Below are 22506 nucleotides of genomic sequence, written 5' to 3' on the forward strand. Positions count from 1 at the left end.
TGTTGCCCCCGGCAGGAGGCAAGCCTTGGTCTCAGCCTCCGGCGGCCAGCACGCCCTGGAAGAAGCCGCGTGCCGACGCCAGGCAGAACGGCGGCGCCAGCGTGCCGTGGTAGGCCAGGGTGACCGCCTGCGCCTTGTCGGCCGCGCTGCCCGGCGTGCTCTGCGCCAGCAGATCCTTGGCCTGCGCGAAGCCGGCACGGGCCGTCGAGTAGGCGTCGATTGCGGCGGAATCTTCCAGGTCCACCACCGCCAGCGCGGCGGCCGGCACGCCCTTGGCGCGGAAATAGCCCGACGTGGCGCGGGTGCTGACGAAGTTCACCGTCGGGTCGTTGGCGCCGCCGCACATCAGCATCGGCCGGGCCGGCACCCAGTTGCGCAGGTCGTTGGCCAGCGCCGCCTTGCGGAAGCCCGTGGACGGCCTGCAGTCCAGCGGCGAGGCCGAGCCGAGGGACGCCGGCGTGGGCGGCAGCGCATTGCCGGGGCAGGGCGTGGCCTGGATGTCGCCGGCCGCCTGCGTCAGGAAGCTCTGCTTGATGAGGTTGTTGGCGCCGTAGAAGATCGACAGCTCGGGGCTCACCGGCCCCGGCGTGGCGTTCGCCGGGAACAGCGCCAGCTGCGGCAGCTTGCCGCTGGAGAACAGCGTGCCCGGCGTGGGGCTCGGCAGCAGCGTGTCGATGCCGGTGGCGTACTGCGCTTCGTAGACATCGCTGGTGGCGTTGTAGACATTGCCGAACTGCTGCTGCCAGCTGGTCGACAGCAGCGGCACGAACAGCGTCGCGCCCAGCGCCGGCCAGCCCTGGTAGGTGTAGTCGGTCAGGAGGCTGATGGCCGAGGGCGCCGACAGCGGCGCCGAGGCCGTCACGGTCTTGCCCGTGGCCTGCATCTCGCGGTGCGCCGCCATCGCCACGTAGCCGCCCTGCGAGTAGCCGGTGATGAACAGCGAGCCGGCGGCGTTTGCGCCGATGTCCGAGAAGGTCTTGCGCGCCGCGGTGAGCGCATCGACCATGTCCTTGCCCTGCTGGTCGCCGTTGAGGTACGGGTGGTAGGCGAGCGTCGACTTGTCGTAGCCCGCGTAGTTGGGCGCGACCACGATGTAGCCCTGCGCCGCGAACATGGCGGCGACCATCAGGCCCTCGCCGGCGGCCGGCTGCGTGGTATCGGTCCACTTGGCCAGGTTGTAGCTCTTGGCGGCGGTGGTGCCGTGGGCATAGAGCACCACGGGCCGCTGGCCGCTGCAGGCCGTGTCGGAGCCGGTGGGCACCATGATCGCGGCGGTGGCGTTGGTGGCTTCGCTCTTCGCGCCGACGGTGCGGTATTCGAGGTAGCGCAGGTCGACGCCGCACTTGGGCGTGCCCGCCACCTGCAGCAGCGCCTTGCCCTGGTCGCTGGCCTGCAGGCTGGCCCTGAACTGGTCGGCCGACAGCTTGGCCGTCTGCTCGGGCGGGCTGGTGACCACCGAGCCCCGGCCGTTGTCGGGTGCGGGCGGGGGAGGAATGATCACGCCGATACCCCCGCCGCCGTCACCACCGCCGCCACAGGCGGCGAGCAGCAACAGGGTTGCGCCGGCAAGCGCCGTCAGGGCGGCTGTCTTGCGCATCGGGTGGGGGGATGAGGGTTGCGGCTTCGTCAAGGCATGTCTCCTGCGCTGGATGATCCTTATGGATCTGTTTGGAATAGAACGACCGTCCGATTCTGTTCGGCACCATGGCGGTGCGCAAGCGGGCATTTGCCGGGCAGAAGATTTCAGTACACGGCCAATGACGGGCGACCGCGGGGCCGTCAGTTGTCCTGCGCGGCCCAGTCGACCAGCGCGTCGAACGCAGCGCGCGTGGCGCCCGCGTTCTCGCCGTTGGCGATGGCCACCAGCACATAGCGCCGGCCGCTCGCGCCGTGCACGTAGCCGGCCACGCCGGAGGCATCGCGCAGCGTGCCGGTCTTCAGGTGCGCGGCACCGCCCGAGCGCAGGGCCCGCTTCTTCAGCGTGCCATCGACGCCCGAGGCGGGCAGCGAGGACATCAGCTCCGGCATCACCGGCGAGCGCCATGCCACCTGCAGCATCTTGCCCAGCGCAGCGGCGCTGATGCGCTCGTCGCGCGAAAGGCCCGAGCCGTTCTCGAACACCGGCTGCGCCTCGCCGGTGCCGATGCGGTCGCGCCACCACTGGCCCAGCGCGCTGCGCGAGGCCTCGAAGGTGCCGCGGTTCTTCTGCGTGAGGCCGATGGTCAAAAAGACCTGCTGCGCCATCACGTTGTTGCTGTACTTGTTGATGTCGCGGATCACCTCGGCCAGCGGTGGCGAGCCGAACTCGAAGGCCGGCTTCAGGCCCGCGGGCACGCGGCCTTCGCGCATCTGGCCGCCGACGCGTCCGCCCATCTCGGCCCACATGCCGCCGAGCGCACGCAGGCTGTAGGTGCGCGGATCGCCGTACGCCACGGCCCAGCTCTTCTCGCCGCAGGCGGCCGGAAAGCCGCCGTTGAAGCGGATGCGGTTGACGTCGCTGAAATCAGTCTTGAGCGCGGTGCGCCAGTCGCCGCATTCGCCGGGCATGAGCGGCACGGTGGGCGGCATCGCCACGCTCGCGAGCGGCGGCTCGTAGCTCACGCGCGCGATCTGCCCGGCGCGGTCGGGTGCGAAGGTCATGTTGACCGACTTGAAGTTGATCAGCAGGGCATCGGGCGAGGCGTTGTAAGGCCGCAGCGGTTCGCCGTCGAAGGCGCTCGGGTCGTTCTCGACCGTGTTCTCGAAGGCGCTGCGGTCGACGACGATGTCGCCGCTCACGGTGGTGATGCCCAGGCCCTGCACGTGGCGCAGCATCAGCCACACGCGCTCGAGCACCAGCTTCGGATCGCCCTGGCCCTTGATGTAGAGGTTGCCGTTGAGCACGCCGTTGCTCACCGAGCCTTCGACGTACACCGGCGTGTTCCAGCTGTAGGCGGGCCCGAGCAGGTCGAGCGCCGCATAGGTGGTGACCAGCTTCATCATCGACGCCGGATTCACCGGCACCTGCGAGCGCCAGGCCAGGCGCGGCGGGCGGGTGCCGTCGGCATCGATCACCAGCATCGTCACCGTCTCGCGCGACACCTTGGCGCGCGCCAGGGCAGCTTCGACTTCGGTGGGGAGGGCCTGCTGGGCGAAGGCGCTGGCCGAGGCCAGCGCGGCGAGACAAACGAAGAGCGGCGGGATCAGGCGGGTGGCGAAAAGCATCCGGCGATTATCCCGGCCATGCCTGCCGCTATGCGGCGGCGAAGACGTGCAGCTTCGCGTGATACAGCAGCATCACCGTCTTGGCGTCGGCGATGCGGCCGTCCGCCACCATCGCGAGCGCCTCGTCGATGCCCAGTTCGAGCACCTCGATGTCCTCGCCCTCCTCGGCCAGCCCGCCGCCACTGCCGATGCGCATCGCGGGCTCGTAGGGCGCGACGAAGAAGTGCAGCTTCTCGGTCACCGAGCCCGGGCTCATGAAGCTCTCGAAGATCTTCTGCACGGTGCCGAGCCGGTAGCCGAGCTCTTCTTCCACTTCGGCGCGGATGCGCTCCTCGGGCGCCGCGTTGTCGAGCAGGCCCGCGGCCGCCTCGATCAGCAGGTCGTCGTGGCCGTTGACGAAGGCCGGGTAGCGGAACTGCCGCGTCAGGAGCACCGTGCGCTGCGCAAGGTTGTAAGGCAGCAGCGTCGCGCCGTTGCCGCGGTCGTAGGTCTCGCGGTCCATGCGCTGCCATTGGCCGTCGTTGCGCAGCCACTCGAAGCGGGTGGTCCTGAGCGTGTACCAGTTGTCGGAAAGGAGGGTGACTTCGTGCACCCGGACGCGGTCATGAATGGTCATGGGCGGCGAGCATAGGCGTGAATGCAAATTCGTGCAATAACAAGAAAACTCGTGCAGAAATCGTGCAACCCGACTACCATCGGCCGATGCTCACCCGCCAGCGCAAGCAACACATCCTCTCGGTCCTGCAGCGCGACGGCAATGTCGTCGCCAAGTCGCTCAGCGAAGAACTCGCGCTCTCGGAAGACACCATCCGCCGCGACCTGCGCGAGCTGGCCGCCGAAGGCCTGTTGCAGCGCGTGCACGGCGGCGCGCTGCCCATTGCGCCTGCCGACACCGATTTCGCAAGCCGCCAGCAGCTCGCGCCCGACGAGAAGGTGGCCATCGGCCGCGCCGCCGCGCGCCTGGTGAAGCCGGGGCAGGTGGTGTTCATCGACGGCGGCACCACGGCAGTGCAGCTCGCGCGCCATCTGCCCAGGAACCTGCAGGCGACGGTGGTGACCCACAGCCCCTCGGTGGCGATCGAGCTGGTGTCGCACACGCAACTCGAGGTGGTGCTGATCGGCGGGCGGCTCTTCAAGCATTCGCTGGTGGCGGTGGGCGCCGCGGCCATGGGCGCCATCGCGCGGGTCCATGCCGACACCTATTTCATGGGCGTTGCCGGCGTGCATGCCGAGGCCGGGCTGACCACCGGCGACATCGAGGAAGCCGAGATCAAGCGCGCGCTGATGGCCGCGTCCGCCGAGACGGTGGTGCTGGCCTCGTCCGAGAAGCTCGGGGTGGCGTCGGCCTGGGTGATCAACCCCGTCACCGCGGCAACGAGCCTCCTGGTATCGCCGGACGCGCCCGCCAAGGCACTGGCGCCGCTGCGCAAGGCGGGGCTCGCCATCCTGCGCAGTGACGACCCGGGTGCCGGCTGATTTGCCCGGCGTGCGCGCGACCTTGGGGTGCCCTCGATAATCGGGGGATGCCTCTCGCGTCCCGCCTCCTCGCCTTCGACACCAGCACCGAGCACCTGTCGGTGGCCGTGCAGAACGGCGAGCAACTGCTCGCACACAGCGGCGCAGGCGGCGCGCAGGCCTCGACCACGCTGCTGCCGCTGATCCAGCAACTGCTGGCCGATGCCGGGCTGGCGCTGGCAGATCTCGATGCCATCGTCTTCGGCCGCGGACCGGGTTCTTTCACGGGTCTGCGCACCGCCTGCTCGGTGGCGCAGGGCCTGGCCTTCGGCGCCAACGTGCCGCTGCTGCCGGTCAACACGCTGCTGGCCGTGGCCGAGGAGGCGCGTCACGCCTTCGGCGCAAGGCAGGTCGTCGCCGTGCTCGATGCGCGCATGGATCAGCTCTACGCCGCGCGCTACGACTTCGATGCGGCCGGCCCGCTCGGCGGCGACGACGAACCGCTACTGCTGGCTCCCGAAGCACTCGAAGTGCCTGCCGGCTGGTCGCTCGCCGGCAATGCCTTCGTCGCCTACGGTCCGCGCCTCGCGCCGGCCACCGCCCGCCACGAGGTGCTGCCCACCGCTACCGCAATGCTGCGGCTGGCGCCCGCGCTGCTCGCGGCCGGGCGGACCGTTCCCGCGGCACAGGCCTGGCCGCTCTATGTTCGCGATAAAGTGGCGCAAACCACCGAGGAGCGCGCCGCCATCAAGGCGGCTGCTGCTGCCGCCGTTACGCCACCCACCACTGCATGAGCGCTGTCCTCCAGCCCGTCGAAGCCCGCCTCGAGCCGCTCACCATCGAGCGGATCGACGCTGTCTGCGCGGTCGAGCTGACGGCCTACACCCACCCCTGGACGCGCGCGAACTTCACCGATTCGATGGCCGTCGGCTACCACTGCCAGTGCCTGCTGGCACCCGGCCTCGCGGAGGGCGTGACCTCGCCGGTCACCAGCCTGGGCGAGACGCTCATCGGCTATTTCGTCGCCATGAAGGGCGTCGACGAGGTGCACCTGTTGAACTTCACCGTGGCGCCGGCCTTCCAGCGCCAGGGCTGGGCGCCGCTGATGCTGGAGGCACTCACCGGCTGGTCGCGTGCCGAGGGCGCGCAGTGGCTCTGGCTCGAGGTGCGCGAGAGCAACCGGCGGGCGCTGGAGATCTACGCGCGCCAGGGTTTTCGCAGCGTCGGCGTGCGCAAGGGCTACTACCCGGCGTTCGAAGGCAAGCGTGAAGACGCGGTCGTGATGAGTTTGCGTTTGAACGAAACAGGCTCCGCCTGGGGAGCCCTGAAGTAATGACCGCCGCGCAGACACTGAAGCTCGATGCGCGCCAGCGCGCGATGCTCGACGAGATGGGGGTCAAGGTCTGGTGGCCCGTCCCTCAGGTGGCCGATGTGGTCGAGGCTGCGCCGGTCGTCGAAGAGGCGGTGACGCCGGAGCCGGTCGCTGAGCGGTATGTGCCGGAAGCGCCGGTCGCTGCGCCTCCGCCTGTCGCAAGGCCGGTGGCGGCACCCGCCCCGGTTGCCCGGCCGGCCACGGCGCCCGCAGCGCAAGGCGCCGCCGTGCTTGTCGAAGCGCCCTGCCGCCTCTATGCCGACGTGGCCGAAGCCCCGGCCTCCCTGCAAGGCGGCTGGCTCGTCGTGGCCGACATGCCGCCCGAGGCCGACGGCCGCCACGGCGAGCCTTTCTCGGGCGATGCCGGCCGCCTGCTCGACAACATGCTGCGCGCCCTGAAGCTGCACGAAGGCAAGACGCCGGTGCACCTGATGCGAACGCACCGCGGCGTGGCCGCCGGCCAGCCCGGCAGCCCGCGCCAGATGGCCGAAGCCTTCGGGGAACATGCCGCCGCGCTGGCGCCGAGCGTCGTGCTGGCGATGGGCCCGCTGGCCGCGCAAAGCCTGATGCAGAGCGGCGACCCGCTCGGCAAGCTGCGCGGCCGTGCGGTGCCGCTGGCATCGGTCAGCGGCGTGCCGGTGGTGGCGACCTACCACCCGGCGTACCTGCTGCGAAACCCCGCCGATAAGGGCCGCGCCTGGGCTGACCTCTGCCTCGCTGCGGAACAGCAAACGCCGTCGAAGCAGGACTGACGAATGGGGTCCTTAAAATCGGCCCCCATGACTTTTCTCGACAAGCTGGCCGCCGCACAGCAAAAAAACGGTTCGTTGCTCTGCGTGGGGCTCGATCCCGAGCCGGCCAGGTTCCCCGGGGGATACAAGGGCGACGCCGCCAGCATCTATGACTTCTGCGCGCGCATCGTCGACGCGACGGCCGACCTGGTCATCGCCTTCAAGCCGCAGATCGCCTACTTCGCCGCGCACCGCGCCGAAGCCCAGCTCGAGAAACTCATGGAGCACATGCGCCGCAACGCGCCCCACGTGCCCGTGATCCTCGACGCCAAGCGCGGCGACATCGGCTCGACCGCCGAGCAGTACGCCATCGAAGCCTTCGAGCGCTACGGCGCCGACGCGGTGACGCTCTCGCCCTTCATGGGCTTCGACTCGGTGGCGCCCTACCTCAAGCACGAGGGCAAGGGCGCCTTCCTGCTGTGCCGCACCAGCAACCCGGGCGGCGCCGACCTGCAGGGCCAGCGATTGGCGGACATCGAAGGCCAGCCCTTCCTCTACGAACACGTCGCCAAGCTGGCGCAGGGGCCGTGGAACCTCAACGGCCAGCTCGGCCTTGTGGTGGGCGCGACCTACCCGGCGGAAATCGAGCGGGTGCGCGAGCTGGCACCGACGGTGCCGTTGCTGATTCCGGGCGTCGGCGCCCAGGGCGGCGACGCGGTCGCTACCGTGCGCGCCGGCTGGCGGGCCGATGCGCCGATCATCGTGAACTCGTCGCGGGCGATCATCTACGCCTCGTCGGGCGAAGATTTCGCCGATGCGGCCAAGAACGCCGCCCGCGCGACCCGCGACGCACTGGAAGCCGCCAAGCCCTGAGCCGTCAGGCGCGGCGCAGGCGGGTGAACAGCTCGAATTCCCAGTTCCGCATCCCCAGCAGCAGCGTGTAGCCCTCGCGGTCCTTGGCCGACAGCTTCTGGTCGGTCTGGTGCTGCTGCGCGAAGTCTTGCGCCACGCGCTGCAGCCGCTCCAGGAAGGCCGGCGCCAGCGAACGGCTGATCGAGCCGTGCACCAGCAGCAGGCCCTCGGCCGGGCCGTCGAAGCCGCCGCGGTAGTAGTCGAGCACCACGTTCTCGCGGAAGAACTCCATCACCGGGCCGTGCGGCCGCCAGCGGAAGGTCTTGGCGAGCTTCAGGCGATACCGGTTGAGCGGCCTGAGCTCGATGATGCCGATGCGGTCCAGTTGCGCGAGGCAGCCGATGCACTCGGCCTCGCTGATCCGGTAGGCCGCCACGATCTGCTCCAGCGTCCACTGGCTCAGCACGCTGATGGCCACCAGCAGCAGCTTCTTGTCCTTGACCACCGCCTTTTCCTGCTCCTGCGTCAGTTCCTTGAGCAACGGCTGGGCGTCGGCCACGCGCCGGGCGAGTTCGGCGAAATCGATCTTCAGGGCCCGGCAGATGGCGTCCACGCGCGACAGCGGCATGTCGCTCTTGGCCAGCATCCGCTTGACGCTGGATTCGGCCATGTCGAGCGACCGGGCCAGGTCGGCGTAGGTCATGCGGGCGCTTTTGAGTTCGTTCTTGAGGGCGAGTACGAGGTCGACAGTGGTGCTCATGAGGGGGTGCGTGGCGCGAGGTGGGTATTAGAAAAGGATACCGTTGGGTGTGAAATAGTGCCTCGTATCGATTCTCGATGCCTGCAGAGCGACTGGCAACTAAATTCCGCGGCTCGTTACCCACCCCACCGAGGACCGCCATGCTCTTGCCCGATTTCAGCCGCCGTGAACGTGCCCTGCTTTTCACCTTCGCGCTGCTCACGCTGCTCGCCTTCTTCGGCCCCGCGCTGCCGGCTGCCGACGTGGCGTTCGCCTCGGTCTTTGCCGACAACCGGGCCTGGCACGGGTTGCCGAACGCAATGGACGTGCTGAGCAACCTGCCGTTCGTGGTCATCGGCTTCCTCGGTCTTTACCGCCTCAACCGGATCGACCGCTCGCACCAGGAGGCGCTGGCCGAGTTCCCGCTGGCCCCGCCCGCCAGCGATCCGCCGGACAACACCCTGGACTGCGCCTGGCTCTTCTTCGCCGGCCTGATCGCCACCGCCGCCGGCTCGGCCTTCTATCACCTGATGCCCGACGCCCCCCGGCTCGCCGCTGACCGCGCCGGCATGGCGGTGGCCTTCGCGGGGCTGATCGGCATCGCGGTGTGCGAACGGGTGAGCCAGCGCGCCGGCTGGCCGGCCGCCTGGTTCATCCTGACGGCCGGCCTGCTGGCGGCCGAGGTGTCGCAGGAAACCGGCAATGTCATGCCCTGGGCGCTGGTGCAGTTCGGCGGCATGGCACTGGTGCTCGTGCTGGCGCTGGCCAGGCCGATGCGCGGTGCGTTGGGGCTCAAGCTGGGCTGGGTGATCTTCTTCTACGCGCTGGCCAAGGCCTTCGAGATGGGCGACCGCCAGATCTACGAGGCGACGCAGCACCTGCTGTCCGGCCACACGCTCAAGCACCTGACGGCGGCGCTGGCGGGCCTGCCTGTTCTGCTGGCGCTCAGGTCGCTCGAGAGGGGCTGGCAAGAGGATCTGCTGCGGCACAATCCCGACGCAGCCGCTGTGACGGCCTGAGGAGAATTCTTCGAATGACAACCCCCGCCGCTGCCGCCACCCCTGTGGCGCTTCACGAAGCGAACGCCCACGCCAACCAGTTCGCCTTGCTCAAACAGCGGCGCTTCGCACCTTTCTTCTGGACGCAGTTCGCGGGCGCGGCGAACGACAACCTCTTCAAGTTCGCCTTCACCGTCATGGTGACCTACCAGCTGCAGCTCAGCTGGATGCCGCCGGCCATGGCGGGCCTGGCGATCGGGGCGCTGTTCATCCTGCCCTTCCTGCTGTTCTCGGCCACGGCCGGGCAGCTCACCGACAAGTTCGACAAGACGAAGATGATCCGCTTCGTCAAGAACCTGGAGATCGCGATCATGCTGATCGCGGCCTGGGGCTTCGTCACCGCCAATGCGGTGGTGCTGCTGGGCTGCGTGTTCCTCATGGGGCTGCACTCCACGCTGTTCGGGCCGGTCAAGTTCGCCTACCTGCCGCAGGTGCTCGATTCGCGCGAGCTCACCGGCGGCAACGGCATGGTCGAGATGGGCACCTTCGTCGCCATCCTGCTGGGCCAGGTGGCGGGCGGCCTCCTGGTGGCGGTGCCGCAGATCGGCCACACGAGCGTGGCCGTGGCCTGCGTGCTGCTCGCGCTGGCCGGCCGGGGCGTGGCGCAGGCCATTCCGCAAGCGCCGGCCACCGACCCGGGGCTGGTCATCAACTGGAACCCCTTCAGCGAGACCTGGCGCAACCTGAAGCTCGCGCACGGCAACGTGGTGGTGTTCCGCTCGCTGCTGGGCATTTCGTGGATGTGGTTCTTCGGTGCGGTGTTCCTGAGCCAGTTCCCCAGCTTCGCCAAGGAAGTGCTGCACGGCGACGAGCAGGTGGCCTCGCTGCTGCTGGTGGTGTTCTCGATCGGCATCGGCGTCGGCTCGCTGCTGTGCGAGACGCTGAGCCGCCGGCAGGTGGAAATCGGCCTCGTGCCGCTGGGCGCGATTGGCATGAGCGTGTTCGCGATCGACCTGTATTTCGCCTCGCGCGCGCTGCCGAAGGTGGCCGAGATGGGCCTGGGCGCCTTCGTGCACCAGCCTGCGCACTGGCGCGTGATGGCCGATCTCGGGCTGCTGTCGCTGTTCGCCGGCCTCTACAGCGTGCCGATGTACGCGCTCATCCAGCTGCGCAGCCAGCCCACGCACCGGGCGCGGATCATCGCGGCGAACAACATCCTCAACGCGCTGTTCATGATCGGCAGCTCGGTCATCGCGGGCGCGCTGCTGGGCGCGGGCTTCACGATTCCGCAGATCTTCTTGTTCACCGGCATCGCCAACGCGGTGGTGGCGTTCTACATCTTCATGCTGGTGCCCGAGTACCTGCTGCGCTTCGTGGCCTGGGTGCTGTCGCGCTTTGTCTATCGCTTCGAGATCAAGGGCGACGAGCACATCCCCACCGAAGGCGCGGCCGTGCTGGTGTGCAACCACGTGAGCTTCATCGATGCGGTGCTGCTGATGGCGGCGAGCCCGCGGCCCATTCGCTTCATCATGGACCACCGCATCTTCAAGGTGCCGGTGCTCGGCTGGCTGTTCAAGCTGGCCAAGGCGATTCCCATCGCGCCGCAGAAGGAAGACCCGGCCGCCTACGAAGCGGCCTTCGCCAAGGCGCTGGCGGTGCTGCGGGAAGGCGACCTGCTCGCGATCTTCCCCGAGGGCGCGATCACCCGCGACGGCACGCTGCAGCCCTTCAAGGGCGGCGTGATGAAGATCGTGGAGAGTGCGCGCGCCGAAGGCATCGAGCCGCCGGTGATCCCGATGGCGCTGACCAACCTCTGGGGCTCGTACTTCAGCCGCATCGAACTGCGCGGCGGGCAGCAGGTCGCGATGGCCAAGCCCTTCCGCCGCGGCTTCTACAGCCGCGTGGGCCTGAACGTCGGCCAAGTCGTGCCGCCGTCCGAGGTGCGGCCCGAGGCGCTGCAGCAGCGCGTGAGCGGGCTGCTGGCGGCCTGAAAAGTATCCTGAAGAGATACCAGTGGCGGCTCAAACCGCAACTGGTCGAAGCATTCGAGTCCCGCGGTGCGGTGGCGAACCATCATTCGCCCACCTTCACAACGCCGCGAGGCACTCATGCAACCCTTCTCATCCACCACCGTTTCGATCCAGCGTGACACGCGGGCCTGGCAGTTCCAGGTCTGGGCGTCGTTCGCAGTCGCCGTCTTCCTCTGCGCCACCGGCTTGAGCTGGCTGCCGGGCGAGGCGCTGGACCGGGCGTTCATGGTGATGGGCTATGTGTTCTGCCTGAGCACCGCTTTCATGCTGGCGAAGTTCATCCGTGACAACCAGCAGGCCGAAGGCACCGTCAGCCGCGACGTGCCGATGTGGCGCCTCGTGGTCTGGGGCAGCTTCTTCACCGCGATGGGCCTGACCGGCTGGGGCCTGGTCCGCATGGAGATCAACGACGCCTACAAGGCCTTCCTGGGCGTGAGCTGGCTGTTTCTCATCAGCTCGGCCTTCACGCTGGCCAAGACGCTGCGCGACCGTCATGAAGCCGACCTGATCGACGCCCGCCTGCAAGGCCGCCGCGCCGCCCGCCAGGAAGCTGCTGCTTCCGCCTCGGCCGAATGAACGCCGATTTTTCAACCACCGCCAACGAACGAAAGATCATCATGAAAAAGTCGATTGCCACGCTTGCCCTCGCCGTCTGCACCGCGTTCGCCGGTGTCGCGGTTCCTCTCCACGCACAGGCCCAGAGCGATGCTTCGGTCGCGCTCTCGCTGCTGCCCGTCGCCTCGGTGATCGGCGCGGCGTCCGTCGTCGGTGCTTCCGCCACGGCGGTGGTCGCGGTGCCCGCGGCGCTGTCGGTGGGTGGCTCGACGCTCGCCGTGGTCGCCGTCGAAGCGTCGGCCGACGGCACCGTCTACGTGCTGGAGCGCGCGTCGGACGGCGCACGCGCCAGCGTCAAGGTGATGGGGCGCGCCGCCAATGGCGCGGCCACGTCGGTCGGCACGGCCGTCGTGGTCAGCGTGATCGGCAGCGGTGTCGTGCTCTCGGCTGCGGGCGAGGTGCTGGCTTTCGTGCCGAACGCCATCGGCCGCGCGCTCTTGCACAACGAGAGGTTGTCATGAAGCGCGCGCTTGCGGTATGCCTGCTCGCGTTCGCGGCGCTGCAGGCGCAGGCCGGCCGCTCTTGCGAGCAGGTCCGACCGAGCCCGGAGCTCATCGTCAAGGGCATGCAACTGGCCGAGCGCACCTCGCAGCAACTCGACGCGAGCGGCGCCCGTGTCGTGCTGCTGGCGCGTGCGGGGCAGGACCTGAGCAAATACGGCCTGCGCTACTCGCACCTGGGCATCGCCTACAAGACCGAAGAAGGCTCGTGGCGCGTGGTGCACAAGCTCAACCAGTGCGGCACCGCGGTGGCGGCGGTCTACCGCCAGGGGCTCGGCGAATTCTTCCTCGATGACCTGTGGCGCTACGAGGCCGCCTGGGTCGTGCCCACGCCGCAGGTGCAGACGCAGTTGCTGGCCGCGCTCAACGAGTCGCCTTCGCGCATCGTGCGGCTCAACGTGGCGCCCTACAGCATCGTGAGCTACGCATGGGGGCAGAAGTACCAGCAGTCGAACCAGTGGGCTGTCGAGACGCTGGCCGCGGCCATGGAGCCCGCCACCATCAACAACCGCGCGCAGGCGCAGGCGTGGATGCAGTTCAAGGGCTACGAGCCGACCACGCTGAAGCTCGGTCCGCTGACCCGCCTGGGCGGCCGTGTGGGCTCGGCCAATATCGCCTTCGACGACCACCCGAATGAGAAGCGGTTTTCGGACCGCATCGAGACGGTGACGGTCGACTCGGTCTTCGCGTGGATGCCGCGCGCGGGGCTGGGTGGGGCGCCGGTGCAATTCAAGCTGCAATAAGAAAAGAAAACTCCTGAAAGAGGAAACGAAATGAGCAAGTCATTGCGCCTGTCCGAAAAATGGTTCCGCCGCGGCCTGTGGCTCGTGGCGCTGGTGTTCGCGAGCTTCCTGATCGGCCTGGGCAGCACGGTCGTCGGCGACCTGCCGCAGGTCGAGCGCGTGCGCGGCATCGACGACTTCATCGACCTGCGCGCGGCCGAGCCGCTGCGCGACACCATCAAGGCTTCCGAAGCCACCGAGCTGCAGGCCGCGCGCGACCTCGACCAGATCCGCCTGCAGCTCAACGCCGCGCAACAAGCCAGCGCCAATGCGCGCGAGACCTTCGGCAACTGGATCGCCACCCGCCGCGCCACCGCGCAGCCCGACCAGGACACCGAACTCATCGCGCGCACCAAGGCGCTCGATGCGTTCAAGCAGAAGGAGGACGCCGTGCAGCGCCAGGTCAACGCGCAGCAGAAGATCATGCTCGACGCGCGCCAGGCCGAGCAGCGCGCCCGCATTACGCTCGCGGAACTGGAGCGCGCCGCGCAGGTGAAGCTCGATGCCGAGTACCGGCGCATCGAGCTGCGCGTGTTCGCCTACCGCCTCGCGCTCACGCTGCCGCTCCTGTTGGTGGCCGGCTGGCTCTTCGCGAAGAAGCGCAAGAGCACCTACTGGCCCTTCGTCTGGGGCTTCATCTTCTTCGCGCTGTTCGCGTTCTTCGTGGAGCTGGTGCCGTACCTGCCGAGCTACGGCGGCTATGTGCGCTACGTGGTGGGCATCGTGCTCACGGTGCTCGTGGGGCGCTACGCGATCGTCGCGCTCAACGCCTACCTTGCGCGCCAGAAGCTCGCCGAGCAGCAGCCCGACCAGGTGCGCCGCGAGGAGCTGAGCTACGACGTTGCGCTCGCGCGGCTCGGCAAGGGCGTGTGCCCCGGCTGCGAGCGGCCGGTCGACCTGAAGAACGACGAGATCGACTTCTGCCCGCACTGCGGCATCGGCCTGTTCGACCACTGCGGCCAGTGCGAGGCGCGCAAGAGCGCGTTCTCGAAGTTCTGCCACGCCTGCGGCTCCTCGGCGCATGCGGGGGCCGGTGGCGGCACGGCGCCGGCCTGAGAAGGTGTGAATGAATCCGCCATGCCCGCTCATCCCACCCAGACACGCCCGCTCGGCGTTGCAAATGCTCGCCATAGCCTGAGCTATGGCTGCGCTTTGCGCCTTGATCGGGCGCGCCTGGGCGGGCTGCTCGGGCACGCCGAATTCATTCGCACCTTCTGAGGGCGCGCGGAGGCACTGCATCTTTCCACCGCGAGCGGGTATTCCACACGCTGCGTGGCCAACTTTGGCGAAGCTGTCGCCGCAAAGTGTTAGAACCTTGGCCTGCGCTGCATTTCGCACGCAGCCGGCGTTCACTTTCATGCGTCGCCCGGCCTCTACCACGCACGACGAGGACCTCCTACCATGAGCTTTTTCGGCAAGATTTTTTCCAAGATTTTTCCGTCGGCCAACGCCGCTGAAGTCGTCGCCGCACCGGCGGCGGCTGCCCCGGGCGCACCGGCCGTTGCGGCACCACCGCCCTCGATCCCGCTGGGCGACGTGCCCGCCATCCTGGACGCGATGCCTGGTGCCGCCGCCCTGAACTGGCGCACCTCCATCGTCGACCTGCTCAAGTTGCTGGGCCTGGACAGCAGCCTCGCCGCGCGCAAGGAACTGGCCAGCGAAATTCTCTACAGCGATGGCGAGCCGGGTTCGGCCGAATGGAACATCGGCCTGCACAAGCAGGTGATGAGCCGCATCGCAGCCAATGGCGGCACGCTGCCAGCCGAACTGCGCGACTGATCGCCCTTCGGGTCGCTCAACAAAAAAGCCCGGCACTGCCGGGCTTTTTGCCTTGAAGGGAACGGCAAAAGGCTTCAGGTCCAGCCGGCGTCCACCACGTAGTCCTGTGCGGTGCACATCCTCGAATCGTCGGCCGCGAGGAAGAGCGCCATCGCCGCGATGTCCTCGGCCATCACGCGCCCCGGCAGGCACTGGGCCGCATCGATTTCCGCCGCCGATTCGGGCTTCACCCACAGCTTGATCTGCCGCTCGGTCATCACCCAGCCCGGCATGATCGTGTTGACCCGGATGTTCTGCTTGCCCAGGTCTCGCGCCAGCGAGCGCGTGAGGCCGATCACGCCCGCCTTGCAGGCTTGGTAGACCGGGTAGCCGCGGCCCTTCATGAGCCAGCTGATCGAGCCGAAGTTGATGATCGAGCCGCCGCCCAGCGCACGCATGTCGTCGGCCACGGCCTGTGCGGCAAAGAACTGGTGCTTGATGTTCACGGCCACGAGGCGGTCGAAGTCCTCGCTCGTGACATCGGCCATCTCGTGGCGCCGGTCGTTGGCCGCGTTGTTCAGCAACACACCGATGGGCCCGAAGCGCGCTCGCACATTGGCGACGGTGGCGGCCAGCGCGGCCGTGTCGGTCACGTCGCAGACGGCGAACAGCGCGGGCGTCTCGCCCTGCAGCTCGGCGGCGAGCGCCGTGCCGGCTGCAGTGTCGAGGTCGCAGAAACCGACTTTCGCGCCCTGTGCGTGGAAGGCCCGCACCAGCGCCTCGCCGATGCCGCTGGCACCGCCCGAGATGAAGGCGGTGCGCCCGGCAAGAGACGGATAGCGAGCGGTGTAGGGGGAGGTTGAAGTGGCTGTGGTCATGGGAATGAGGACGACGGCAATGGCGACAGGCCACGAGCGTACCGGATGCCGCCGACATAGGGGAAACGCGGGCTTCCACCTGACGTATGGCTTCCGGCATGGGGGCAGGCGGGCCTGGCGTCGATAGGCTTGCCGCCATGAACTCCTTCCATCGTCGCGCTCTGGTCAGCTTCGCGCTTCTGCCGGCCTTCATCGTGGCGCGGCAGGTGCGCGCCCAGGCGGCGACGGCACCGGTGCTGCTGTTCAAGGTGGTCTCGCCGCGCGACGACGTCGTCGTCGGCATCGAGTCGGCCCAGCTCGGCGCCGGCACGACACCGCCCGTGCAGCGCCTGGCCGCGATGTTGGTCGAGAAGGGGCAGCTCACGCTCTGGCAGTACGCCTCGCAGCACGGCGAGGGCGGCGCGCTGGTGCAGGCACCGCTGCGGCAGATCGTGGTGTTCAAGAACGAGCTGCTGCGCATCGAGCCGTACACCACGCCCCTCGCGATCAAGCCACCGGGCGCCGCGAAGTAGGCGGGCCGGGCCACGCGCCCAACGCCGATTTCGCGATAAGCACATGCGAACTCGGTCCTTGGTGCGCGCACCGGCGCTCTCCAGAATCGCCCGACGCCGATTCGCGCGTGCCAGACCCGGAGTTGCCCGATGTCCGTCCTCGACGAAGTGCTCGAAGCCAACCAGAAATACGCCGCGGAGTTTGGAGAGAAATCGAAGCTGGCGTTGCCGCCCGCGCGTCATTTCGCCGTGCTCACCTGCATGGATGCGCGCCTCGATCCGGCGCGCTACGCCGGCCTCGCCGAAGGCGATGCGCATGTGATCCGCAATGCCGGCGGCCGCGCCAGCGACGACGCGATCCGCTCGCTGGTCATCTCCTACAAGCTGCTGGGCACCAAGGAGTTCTTCGTCGTGCACCACAGCGACTGCGGCATGGAGCTCTTCACCGACGACATCATCTCGGGCCTGCTCGAGAAGAGCCTGGAGACCGCCACCGTCGATGCCTCCGGCTGGCACGACGTGGGCCAGGGGCCGGGCTCGTCGGCAGGGCGTTACCTGAAATGGCACACCTTCACCAACAACGCGCGCAGCGTGCTCGAAGACGTCGAACGCATCCGCAACCATCCGCTGGTGCCGAAGACGATTCCGATCTACGGCTACATCTACGACGTGCGCAGCGGTCGCCTCGTGGAAGTGCCCGAAGCCACCGCGGCGGGCAAGGTCCCCAGTTAAACGCCGCGCGCGCGCTCGGACTTGAACCGTGCGCGGAATTCCGTGAACGTGCCCGCGTCGAGCGCCGCACGAATCTCGGTCATCAGGTTCAGGTAGTAGTGCAGGTTGTGGATGGTGCACAGCATCGGCCCGAGCATTTCGCCGCAGCGGTCCAGGTGGTGCAGGTAGGCGCGGCTGAAGCCTTCGCGGCCGCCATCGTTCCACGACACGCCCGACGTGCCCGCGCAGGCATGGCAGGTGCAGCTCGGGTCCACCGGCTGCGGGTCGCTCTTGTGGCGGGCGTTGCGCATCTTCAGGTCGCCGAAGCGGGTGAACATCGTGCCGTTGCGCGCATTGCGGGTCGGCATCACGCAGTCGAACATATCCACGCCGTCGGCCACGCCCTGCACCAGGTCCTCGGGCGTGCCCACGCCCATCAGGTAGCGCGGCTTGTTCGCCGGCAGCCGGTGCGGCGTGTGGCCCATGATGTGCAGCATCTCTTCCTTGGGCTCGCCCACGCTCACGCCGCCGATGGCGTAGCCAGGGAAGTCCATGTCCACGAGCGCGGCGAGCGATTCCTCGCGCAGGTTCTCGAACATGCCGCCCTGCACGATGCCGAAGAGCGCGTTCGGGTTCTCGAGCCGCGCGAATTCGCTCTGGCAGCGCTTGGCCCAGCGCAGGCTCAGCTCCATCGAGATGCGCGCCTCGGCCTCGGTCGTGATGTGACCCTTGGTGTCGTAGGGCGTGCACTCGTCGAACTGCATCACGATGTCGCTGTTGAGCGTGGTCTGGATCTGCATCGAGACCTCGGGCGTGAGGAACAGCTTGTCGCCGTTGACGGGCGAAGCGAACTTCACGCCCTCTTCGCTGATCTTGCGCATCGCGCCCAGCGACCACACCTGGAAGCCGCCCGAGTCGGTGAGGATCGGCTTGTTCCACTTCTCGAACTGGTGCAGCCCGCCGAAGCTCGCCATCACGTCGAGGCCGGGGCGCATCCACAGGTGGAAGGTGTTGCCCAGGATGATCTGCGCGCCCATCTCTTCGAGGCTGCGCGGCATCACGCCCTTGACGGTGCCGTAGGTGCCCACGGGCATGAAGATCGGTGTCTGCACCTTGCCGTGGTTGAGCGAGAGCGTGGCGCGGCGCGCGTGGCTGTCGGGGTCGGTCTTGAGGAGTTCGAAGTTCAGCATGGTCGTCTTCAATCTTGTTGTCGTGCCAGCAGCATGGCGTCGCCATAGCTGAAGAAGCGGTAGCGGTTGGCGATGGCGTGGGCGTACAGCGCCATCACCCGCTCGTAGCCCGCGAAGGCCGAGACCAGCATCATCAGCGTGCTCTTGGGCAAATGGAAGTTGGTGACGAGCACATCGACGTGCGCGAACGCGAAGCCTGGCGTGATGAAGATGCGCGTGTCGCCCGTGGCCTCGCCACTTTTGGCCCACGATTCGAGCGTGCGCACGGTGGTCGTGCCCACGGCAACGACGCGGCCGCCGCGCGCCTTGCATTCGGCAACAGCGCGCTGCGTGGTCTCGGGCACCTCGTAGCGCTCGGCATGCATCGTGTGCTCGGCGATGTTCTCGGTCTTCACCGGTTGGAAGGTGCCGGCGCCCACGTGCAGCGTGACGCTGGCGCGCTGCACGCCGCGCGCTTCGAGCTCGGCCAGCAGGCCTTCGTCGAAGTGCAGCGCAGCTGTAGGCGCAGCTACCGCACCGGGCACGCGTGCGAACACGGTCTGGTAGCGGCTTTCGTCGTCGGCCGAATCGGTGTGCGTGATGTAGGGCGGCAGCGGCACGTGGCCGCAGCGCTCCATCAGCATGTAGGGGTTCTCGCCGGTGTCGCTCTCGAAGGCAAAGCGGAACAGCGCGCCGTCTTCCTCGGGCCAGCGGCCCAGCAGCGTGGCGCGAAAGCCGCCGACCATCTCCAGCGTCGTGCCCACAGGCGGCTTCTTGCTGACCTTCATGTGCGCGACCACCTCCTGGCCCTGCAGCACACGCTCGACCAGCAGCTCGAGCTTGCCGCCGGTCGGCTTCTCGCCGAAGAGGCGCGCCTTGACCACGCGGGTGTCGTTGAAAACCAGCAGGTCGCCTTCGCGCAGCAGCGAGGGCAGGTCTTTGAAGATGCGGTCGGCCGGTGCGTCCCCCGTGCCGTCGAGCAGGCGGGAGGAGGTGCGTTCGGAGGCCGGGTGTTGCGCCACCAGTTCGGGTGGCAGGTCGAAGTCGAAATCGGAGAGCGTGAAGGCGCGCATGGTGCTTGAGGGCCGGACGGGCCCGTGCCAAGGAGGCATGGGAAAGGGAGGAAAAGGAGGCGGGAGCGGGGCAGAATTGTCCCATGCCCGCTTCCGCGAAGTCCCTGCCCCCCGAAAAGCCCGTTGCGGCGCCCGTTGCCACGCCCGCCGCACCGGGTTCGGGCCTGAGCCTCGTGCAGCGCGCCCTGCGTAAGCTCGGCCTCGTGCGCGACATCGACTTCGCGCTCTACCTCCCGATGCGCTACGAGGACGAGACCCGCATCGTGAAGCTCGCCGACACGCGCGACGGCGACATGGCGCAGGTCGAAGGCGTGGTCACCGAATGCGAAGTGGTGTACCGCCCGCGCCGCCAGCTGATCGCCACCATCGACGATGGCAGCGACACCTGCCAGCTGCGTTTTTTCAACTTCTATCCCTCGCAGCAGAAGCAGCTTGCCGTCGGCGCGCGGGTGCGCGTGCGGGGCGAGATGCGCGGCGGCTTCGTGGGGCGGCAGATCATGCATCCCACGGTCAAGGCCGCGGGCACCTCGTTGCCGGAGGCGCTCACGCCGGTGTATTCGACCGTGGCAGGTCTTGCGCAGCCGGTGCTGCGGCGCGAGGTGCGTTCGGGCCTTGCCCGCGCGGTGCTCGACGAGACGATTCCCGTGCAGATCGGCCTGCGCGGCGCGTGGGACCTGCGCAGTTCGCTGACCTTCCTGCACTACCCCACGCCCGATGTGGCGATGGCGACGCTCGAAGACCACAGCCATCCGGCCTGGCAGCGCATCAAGGCCGAGGAACTGCTCGCGCAGCAACTCTCGCAGCTGCAGGCCCGCATGGAACGCGCGGCCCAGCGCGCCCCGGTGCTGCCTTCGGCGCCGGAACCCGTGGCGACTTCGCTGCATGCGCAGTTGCTCGCAGTGCTGCCCTTCGGCCTGACCGGTGCGCAGCAGCGCGTGGGCGAGGAGATCACGCGCGACCTCGGCCGCGAGATCCCGATGCACCGGCTGCTGCAGGGCGACGTCGGCTCGGGCAAGACCGTGGTGGCGGCGCTCGCGGCGGCGCGGGCCATCGATGCGGGCTTCCAGTGCGCGCTGATGGCGCCGACAGAAATCCTCGCGGCCCAGCATTTCGGCAAGCTGGTCGGCTGGCTCGATCCACTGCTGGCCGAGCGCGGCCTGCGCGTGGCCTGGCTCACCGGCAGCCAGAAGAAAAAAGAGCGCGACGCGATGTCGGCCGCGGTCGAGAGCGGCGAGGCCGCGCTGGTCATCGGCACGCACGCGGTCATCTCGGAGAAGGTGCGCTTCAAGAACCTCGCGCTCGCGATCATCGACGAGCAGCACCGCTTTGGCGTCGCGCAGCGCCTCGCATTGCGTGGCAAGGCCGTGGGCCATCTCGAACCCCACCTGCTGATGATGAGTGCCACCCCTATTCCGCGCACGCTCGCGATGAGCTATTACGCCGACCTGGATGTCTCCACGCTCGACGAGCTGCCGCCGGGCCGCACGCCCATCGTCACCAAGCTGGTGGCCGACCACCGGCGCGACGAGGTGATCGAACGCATCCAGGCGCAGATTTCGCAGGGTCGGCAGGTCTACTGGGTGTGTCCGCTGATCGAGGAGAGCGAGGCGGTCGACCTGCGCAACGCCACCGAGACGCGCGACGAACTGGCCGGCACGCTCGGCGAGGCCATCCACGTGGGCCTGCTGCATTCGCGCATGCCGACGGCCGAGAAGCAGGCCGTGATGGCGGCCTTCACCGCCAACGAGATCCAGGTGCTGGTGAGCACGACAGTGATCGAAGTCGGCGTCGATGTGCCGAACGCCTCGCTGATGGTGATCGAGCATGCGGAGCGCTTCGGGCTCTCGCAACTGCATCAGCTGCGCGGGCGCGTGGGGCGCGGCGCCGCGGCCTCGGCCTGCGTGCTGCTCTACGCGCCGGGCGACAGCGGGCGCGTGGGCGAGGCGGCGCGCGCGCGGCTCAAGGCGATGGCCGAGACGGGCGACGGCTTCGAGATCGCGCGGCGCGACCTGGAGATTCGCGGTCCGGGCGAATTCCTGGGCGCTCGCCAGTCGGGCGCGCCGCTGCTGCGCTTCGCCGACCTCACCACCGACACGCTGCTGCTCGACTGGGCGCGCGAGCTGGCGCCGGTGATGCTGCAGAAGCACGCCGACCTGGCGCAGCGCCATATCGACCGGTGGCTCGGCACCAAGGCCGAATACCTGAAAGCCTGAACGGCTCTATGCCGCGGGGCGGCGTGTGAGCGCGAGGATCAACCCGAAGCCGACCATCATGCTGCCGCTCACCTTGTTGAACCAGCGCATCGCACGGCTGCCGTTCGCGAGCCGGCGCATGCGCGCACCCAGCATCGCGTAGAGCGCGATCGCGACCAGCTCGAACACCAGGAAGGTCGCGCCCAGCAGCAGATAGCTGGAGGCGTAGGCGCCGGGCACCACGAACTGCGGAAAGAACGCGGTGAACACCAGGATCGCCTTCGGGTTGCCGGCCGCCACGGTGAACTCCTGCCGCGCCAGTGCGCGCAGCGAAGGCGGCGCGGCGGTGCCCTGCGATTGCACATCGGCCGTGGGCGCCGGTGCGCGCAACAGGCGAATGCCGATCCACACGAGGTATGCGGCGCCGATGTACTTGATGACATCGAAGGCCAGTTCCGACGCCACCAGCACCGCGCCCATGCCCAGGCCCGCGACGGCAATCATGAGCGCGAAGGCCACGAGGCGACCGCTCGCCGCGATCACCGCGGGCGACACGCCGTGCCGCGCACCGTTGGTGACCGACAGCAGGTTGTTGGGGCCGAAGGCCATGTTGATGGCAAAGCAGGCCGGAAGAAACAACAGGTAGGTGGACAAGCTCATGGTTGCATCCTGCTACGCAGATAACTGAGATGACGAAGGTTCGCCATTATCCGCAGCCCCGCGGATGTGTACGACGAAAGCCTGCAGATGCAACAAAGCTGCATTAGCGCCACGGTGTTTACGCGGGGTTCTTGTCGCGCGACTTGTTTTCTAGACTGCGCCGCGATGCTTTTTCCGCACGGCCTTCGATGGCGGTGCGATGCCGCATTTTTCTTCAGACTTTTTCGCTACTGGTCCGCGTCTTGCACGCGTTTCGGAAGCGGTTCGCACGCTGAATATTCCAACAACACACTGCA

General features: G+C 68.3%; 23 protein-coding genes. 15 read left to right on the forward strand and 8 right to left on the reverse strand.

What is annotated here, in order from left to right; all coding sequences use genetic code 11:
• Positions 1-31 precede the first annotated feature (31 nt).
• From NU688_RS23725 to NU688_RS23735, 3 genes are all read right to left on the reverse strand, one after another.
• Positions 32-1597 carry a S9 family peptidase gene (locus NU688_RS23725; RefSeq protein WP_257863259.1) on the reverse strand — a complete coding sequence of 522 codons (1566 nt, stop codon included), beginning with the start codon at positions 1595-1597 and terminating at the stop codon, positions 32-34.
• A gap of 182 nt (positions 1598-1779) precedes the next feature.
• A complete protein-coding gene (gene dacB / locus NU688_RS23730) occupies positions 1780-3204 on the reverse strand; it encodes a D-alanyl-D-alanine carboxypeptidase/D-alanyl-D-alanine-endopeptidase (protein WP_257863260.1) in 1425 nt (474 codons plus the stop codon).
• 28 nt (positions 3205-3232) lie between these two features.
• Positions 3233-3820: a GDP-mannose pyrophosphatase gene (locus tag NU688_RS23735; protein ID WP_257863261.1), complete on the reverse strand. Its 588-nt coding sequence runs from the start codon at positions 3818-3820 to the stop codon at positions 3233-3235.
• A gap of 86 nt (positions 3821-3906) precedes the next feature.
• On the opposite strand from NU688_RS23735, the gene NU688_RS23740 reads away from it, so the two are divergent.
• Genes NU688_RS23740 through pyrF form a run of 5 tightly spaced genes read left to right on the forward strand, consistent with a single transcriptional unit; the run spans position 3907 to position 7635 of the window.
• On the forward strand, positions 3907-4680 hold the full coding sequence (locus tag NU688_RS23740) for a DeoR/GlpR family DNA-binding transcription regulator (protein WP_257863262.1): 774 nt from the start codon (positions 3907-3909) through the stop codon (positions 4678-4680).
• A gap of 47 nt (positions 4681-4727) precedes the next feature.
• Positions 4728-5453, forward strand: coding sequence for a tRNA (adenosine(37)-N6)-threonylcarbamoyltransferase complex dimerization subunit type 1 TsaB (gene tsaB / locus NU688_RS23745; protein ID WP_257863263.1), 726 nt, complete (start codon positions 4728-4730; stop codon positions 5451-5453).
• Positions 5450-5992 carry a ribosomal protein S18-alanine N-acetyltransferase gene (gene rimI, locus NU688_RS23750; RefSeq protein ID WP_257863264.1) on the forward strand — a complete coding sequence of 181 codons (543 nt, stop codon included), beginning with the start codon at positions 5450-5452 and terminating at the stop codon, positions 5990-5992. The genes tsaB and rimI overlap by 4 nt, the downstream gene beginning before the upstream one ends.
• Positions 5992-6783: a uracil-DNA glycosylase family protein gene (locus NU688_RS23755; protein ID WP_257863265.1), complete on the forward strand. Its 792-nt coding sequence runs from the start codon at positions 5992-5994 to the stop codon at positions 6781-6783. The genes rimI and NU688_RS23755 overlap by 1 nt, the downstream gene beginning before the upstream one ends.
• Positions 6784-6810: 27 nt before the next feature.
• A complete protein-coding gene (gene pyrF / locus NU688_RS23760; protein ID WP_257863266.1) occupies positions 6811-7635 on the forward strand; it encodes an orotidine-5'-phosphate decarboxylase in 825 nt (274 codons plus the stop codon).
• Positions 7636-7639: 4 nt separating this feature from the next.
• Here the strand turns inward: pyrF and NU688_RS23765 are convergent, their stop codons facing one another.
• Positions 7640-8374 (reverse strand): helix-turn-helix transcriptional regulator, encoded by a 735-nt coding sequence (locus NU688_RS23765; protein ID WP_257863267.1) that lies wholly within the window; start codon positions 8372-8374, stop codon positions 7640-7642.
• Between the two features lie 140 nt (positions 8375-8514).
• Between NU688_RS23765 and NU688_RS23770 the strand changes: the two genes are divergently transcribed.
• The 7 genes from NU688_RS23770 to NU688_RS23800 all read left to right on the forward strand — a co-directional run bounded on the left by NU688_RS23770 (position 8515) and on the right by NU688_RS23800 (position 15057).
• On the forward strand, positions 8515-9372 hold the full coding sequence (locus tag NU688_RS23770) for a hypothetical protein (protein WP_257863268.1): 858 nt from the start codon (positions 8515-8517) through the stop codon (positions 9370-9372).
• A gap of 14 nt (positions 9373-9386) precedes the next feature.
• Positions 9387-11342: an MFS transporter gene (locus NU688_RS23775; protein WP_257863269.1), complete on the forward strand. Its 1956-nt coding sequence runs from the start codon at positions 9387-9389 to the stop codon at positions 11340-11342.
• A gap of 117 nt (positions 11343-11459) precedes the next feature.
• A complete protein-coding gene (locus NU688_RS23780; RefSeq protein WP_257863270.1) occupies positions 11460-11957 on the forward strand; it encodes a YiaA/YiaB family inner membrane protein in 498 nt (165 codons plus the stop codon).
• A 41-nt stretch (positions 11958-11998) separates the two neighbouring features.
• The gene (locus NU688_RS23785; protein WP_257863271.1) at positions 11999-12457 is read left to right on the forward strand and encodes a hypothetical protein; all 459 of its coding nucleotides are present in this window, start codon (positions 11999-12001) and stop codon (positions 12455-12457) included.
• Complete coding sequence (locus NU688_RS23790; RefSeq protein ID WP_257863272.1) at positions 12454-13239, forward strand: DUF2145 domain-containing protein; 786 nt, start codon at positions 12454-12456, stop codon at positions 13237-13239. The genes NU688_RS23785 and NU688_RS23790 overlap by 4 nt, the downstream gene beginning before the upstream one ends.
• Positions 13240-13269: 30 nt before the next feature.
• Entirely contained in the window at positions 13270-14334 is a 1065-nt protein-coding gene (locus NU688_RS23795; RefSeq protein WP_257863273.1) for a zinc ribbon domain-containing protein, read from the forward strand.
• Between the two features lie 345 nt (positions 14335-14679).
• Positions 14680-15057, forward strand: a complete 378-nt coding sequence (locus NU688_RS23800; protein ID WP_257863274.1) for a DUF3597 domain-containing protein — start codon at positions 14680-14682, stop codon at positions 15055-15057.
• Positions 15058-15131: 74 nt separating this feature from the next.
• On the opposite strand, the gene NU688_RS23805 is transcribed toward NU688_RS23800, so the two are convergent.
• Complete coding sequence (locus NU688_RS23805) at positions 15132-15914, reverse strand: SDR family NAD(P)-dependent oxidoreductase (RefSeq protein ID WP_257863275.1); 783 nt, start codon at positions 15912-15914, stop codon at positions 15132-15134.
• Positions 15915-16051: 137 nt separating this feature from the next.
• Here NU688_RS23805 and NU688_RS23810 point away from each other — a divergent pair, with 137 nt between their 5' ends.
• The gene (locus tag NU688_RS23810; protein WP_257863276.1) at positions 16052-16426 is read left to right on the forward strand and encodes a hypothetical protein; all 375 of its coding nucleotides are present in this window, start codon (positions 16052-16054) and stop codon (positions 16424-16426) included.
• Positions 16427-16555: 129 nt separating this feature from the next.
• Complete coding sequence (locus NU688_RS23815; RefSeq protein WP_257863277.1) at positions 16556-17137, forward strand: carbonic anhydrase; 582 nt, start codon at positions 16556-16558, stop codon at positions 17135-17137.
• Here the strand turns inward: NU688_RS23815 and tgt are convergent.
• Together tgt and queA are read right to left on the reverse strand one after the other, a co-directional pair.
• Positions 17134-18306, reverse strand: coding sequence for a tRNA guanosine(34) transglycosylase Tgt (tgt, locus tag NU688_RS23820; protein WP_257863278.1), 1173 nt, complete (start codon positions 18304-18306; stop codon positions 17134-17136). The genes NU688_RS23815 and tgt overlap by 4 nt on opposite strands.
• An 8-nt stretch (positions 18307-18314) precedes the next feature.
• A complete protein-coding gene (gene queA / locus NU688_RS23825) occupies positions 18315-19358 on the reverse strand; it encodes a tRNA preQ1(34) S-adenosylmethionine ribosyltransferase-isomerase QueA (protein ID WP_257863279.1) in 1044 nt (347 codons plus the stop codon).
• Between the two features lie 83 nt (positions 19359-19441).
• On the opposite strand from queA, the gene recG reads away from it, so the two are divergent.
• Positions 19442-21571, forward strand: coding sequence for an ATP-dependent DNA helicase RecG (gene recG, locus NU688_RS23830; RefSeq protein WP_257863280.1), 2130 nt, complete (start codon positions 19442-19444; stop codon positions 21569-21571).
• Positions 21572-21577: 6 nt separating this feature from the next.
• Here the strand turns inward: recG and NU688_RS23835 are convergent, their stop codons facing one another.
• Complete coding sequence (locus NU688_RS23835; RefSeq protein WP_257863281.1) at positions 21578-22210, reverse strand: LysE family translocator; 633 nt, start codon at positions 22208-22210, stop codon at positions 21578-21580.
• Between the last annotated feature and the right edge of the window lie 296 nt (positions 22211-22506).

This window comes from Variovorax sp. ZS18.2.2, from assembly GCF_024701975.1.
Classification (GTDB): Bacteria; Pseudomonadota; Gammaproteobacteria; order Burkholderiales; family Burkholderiaceae_C; genus Variovorax.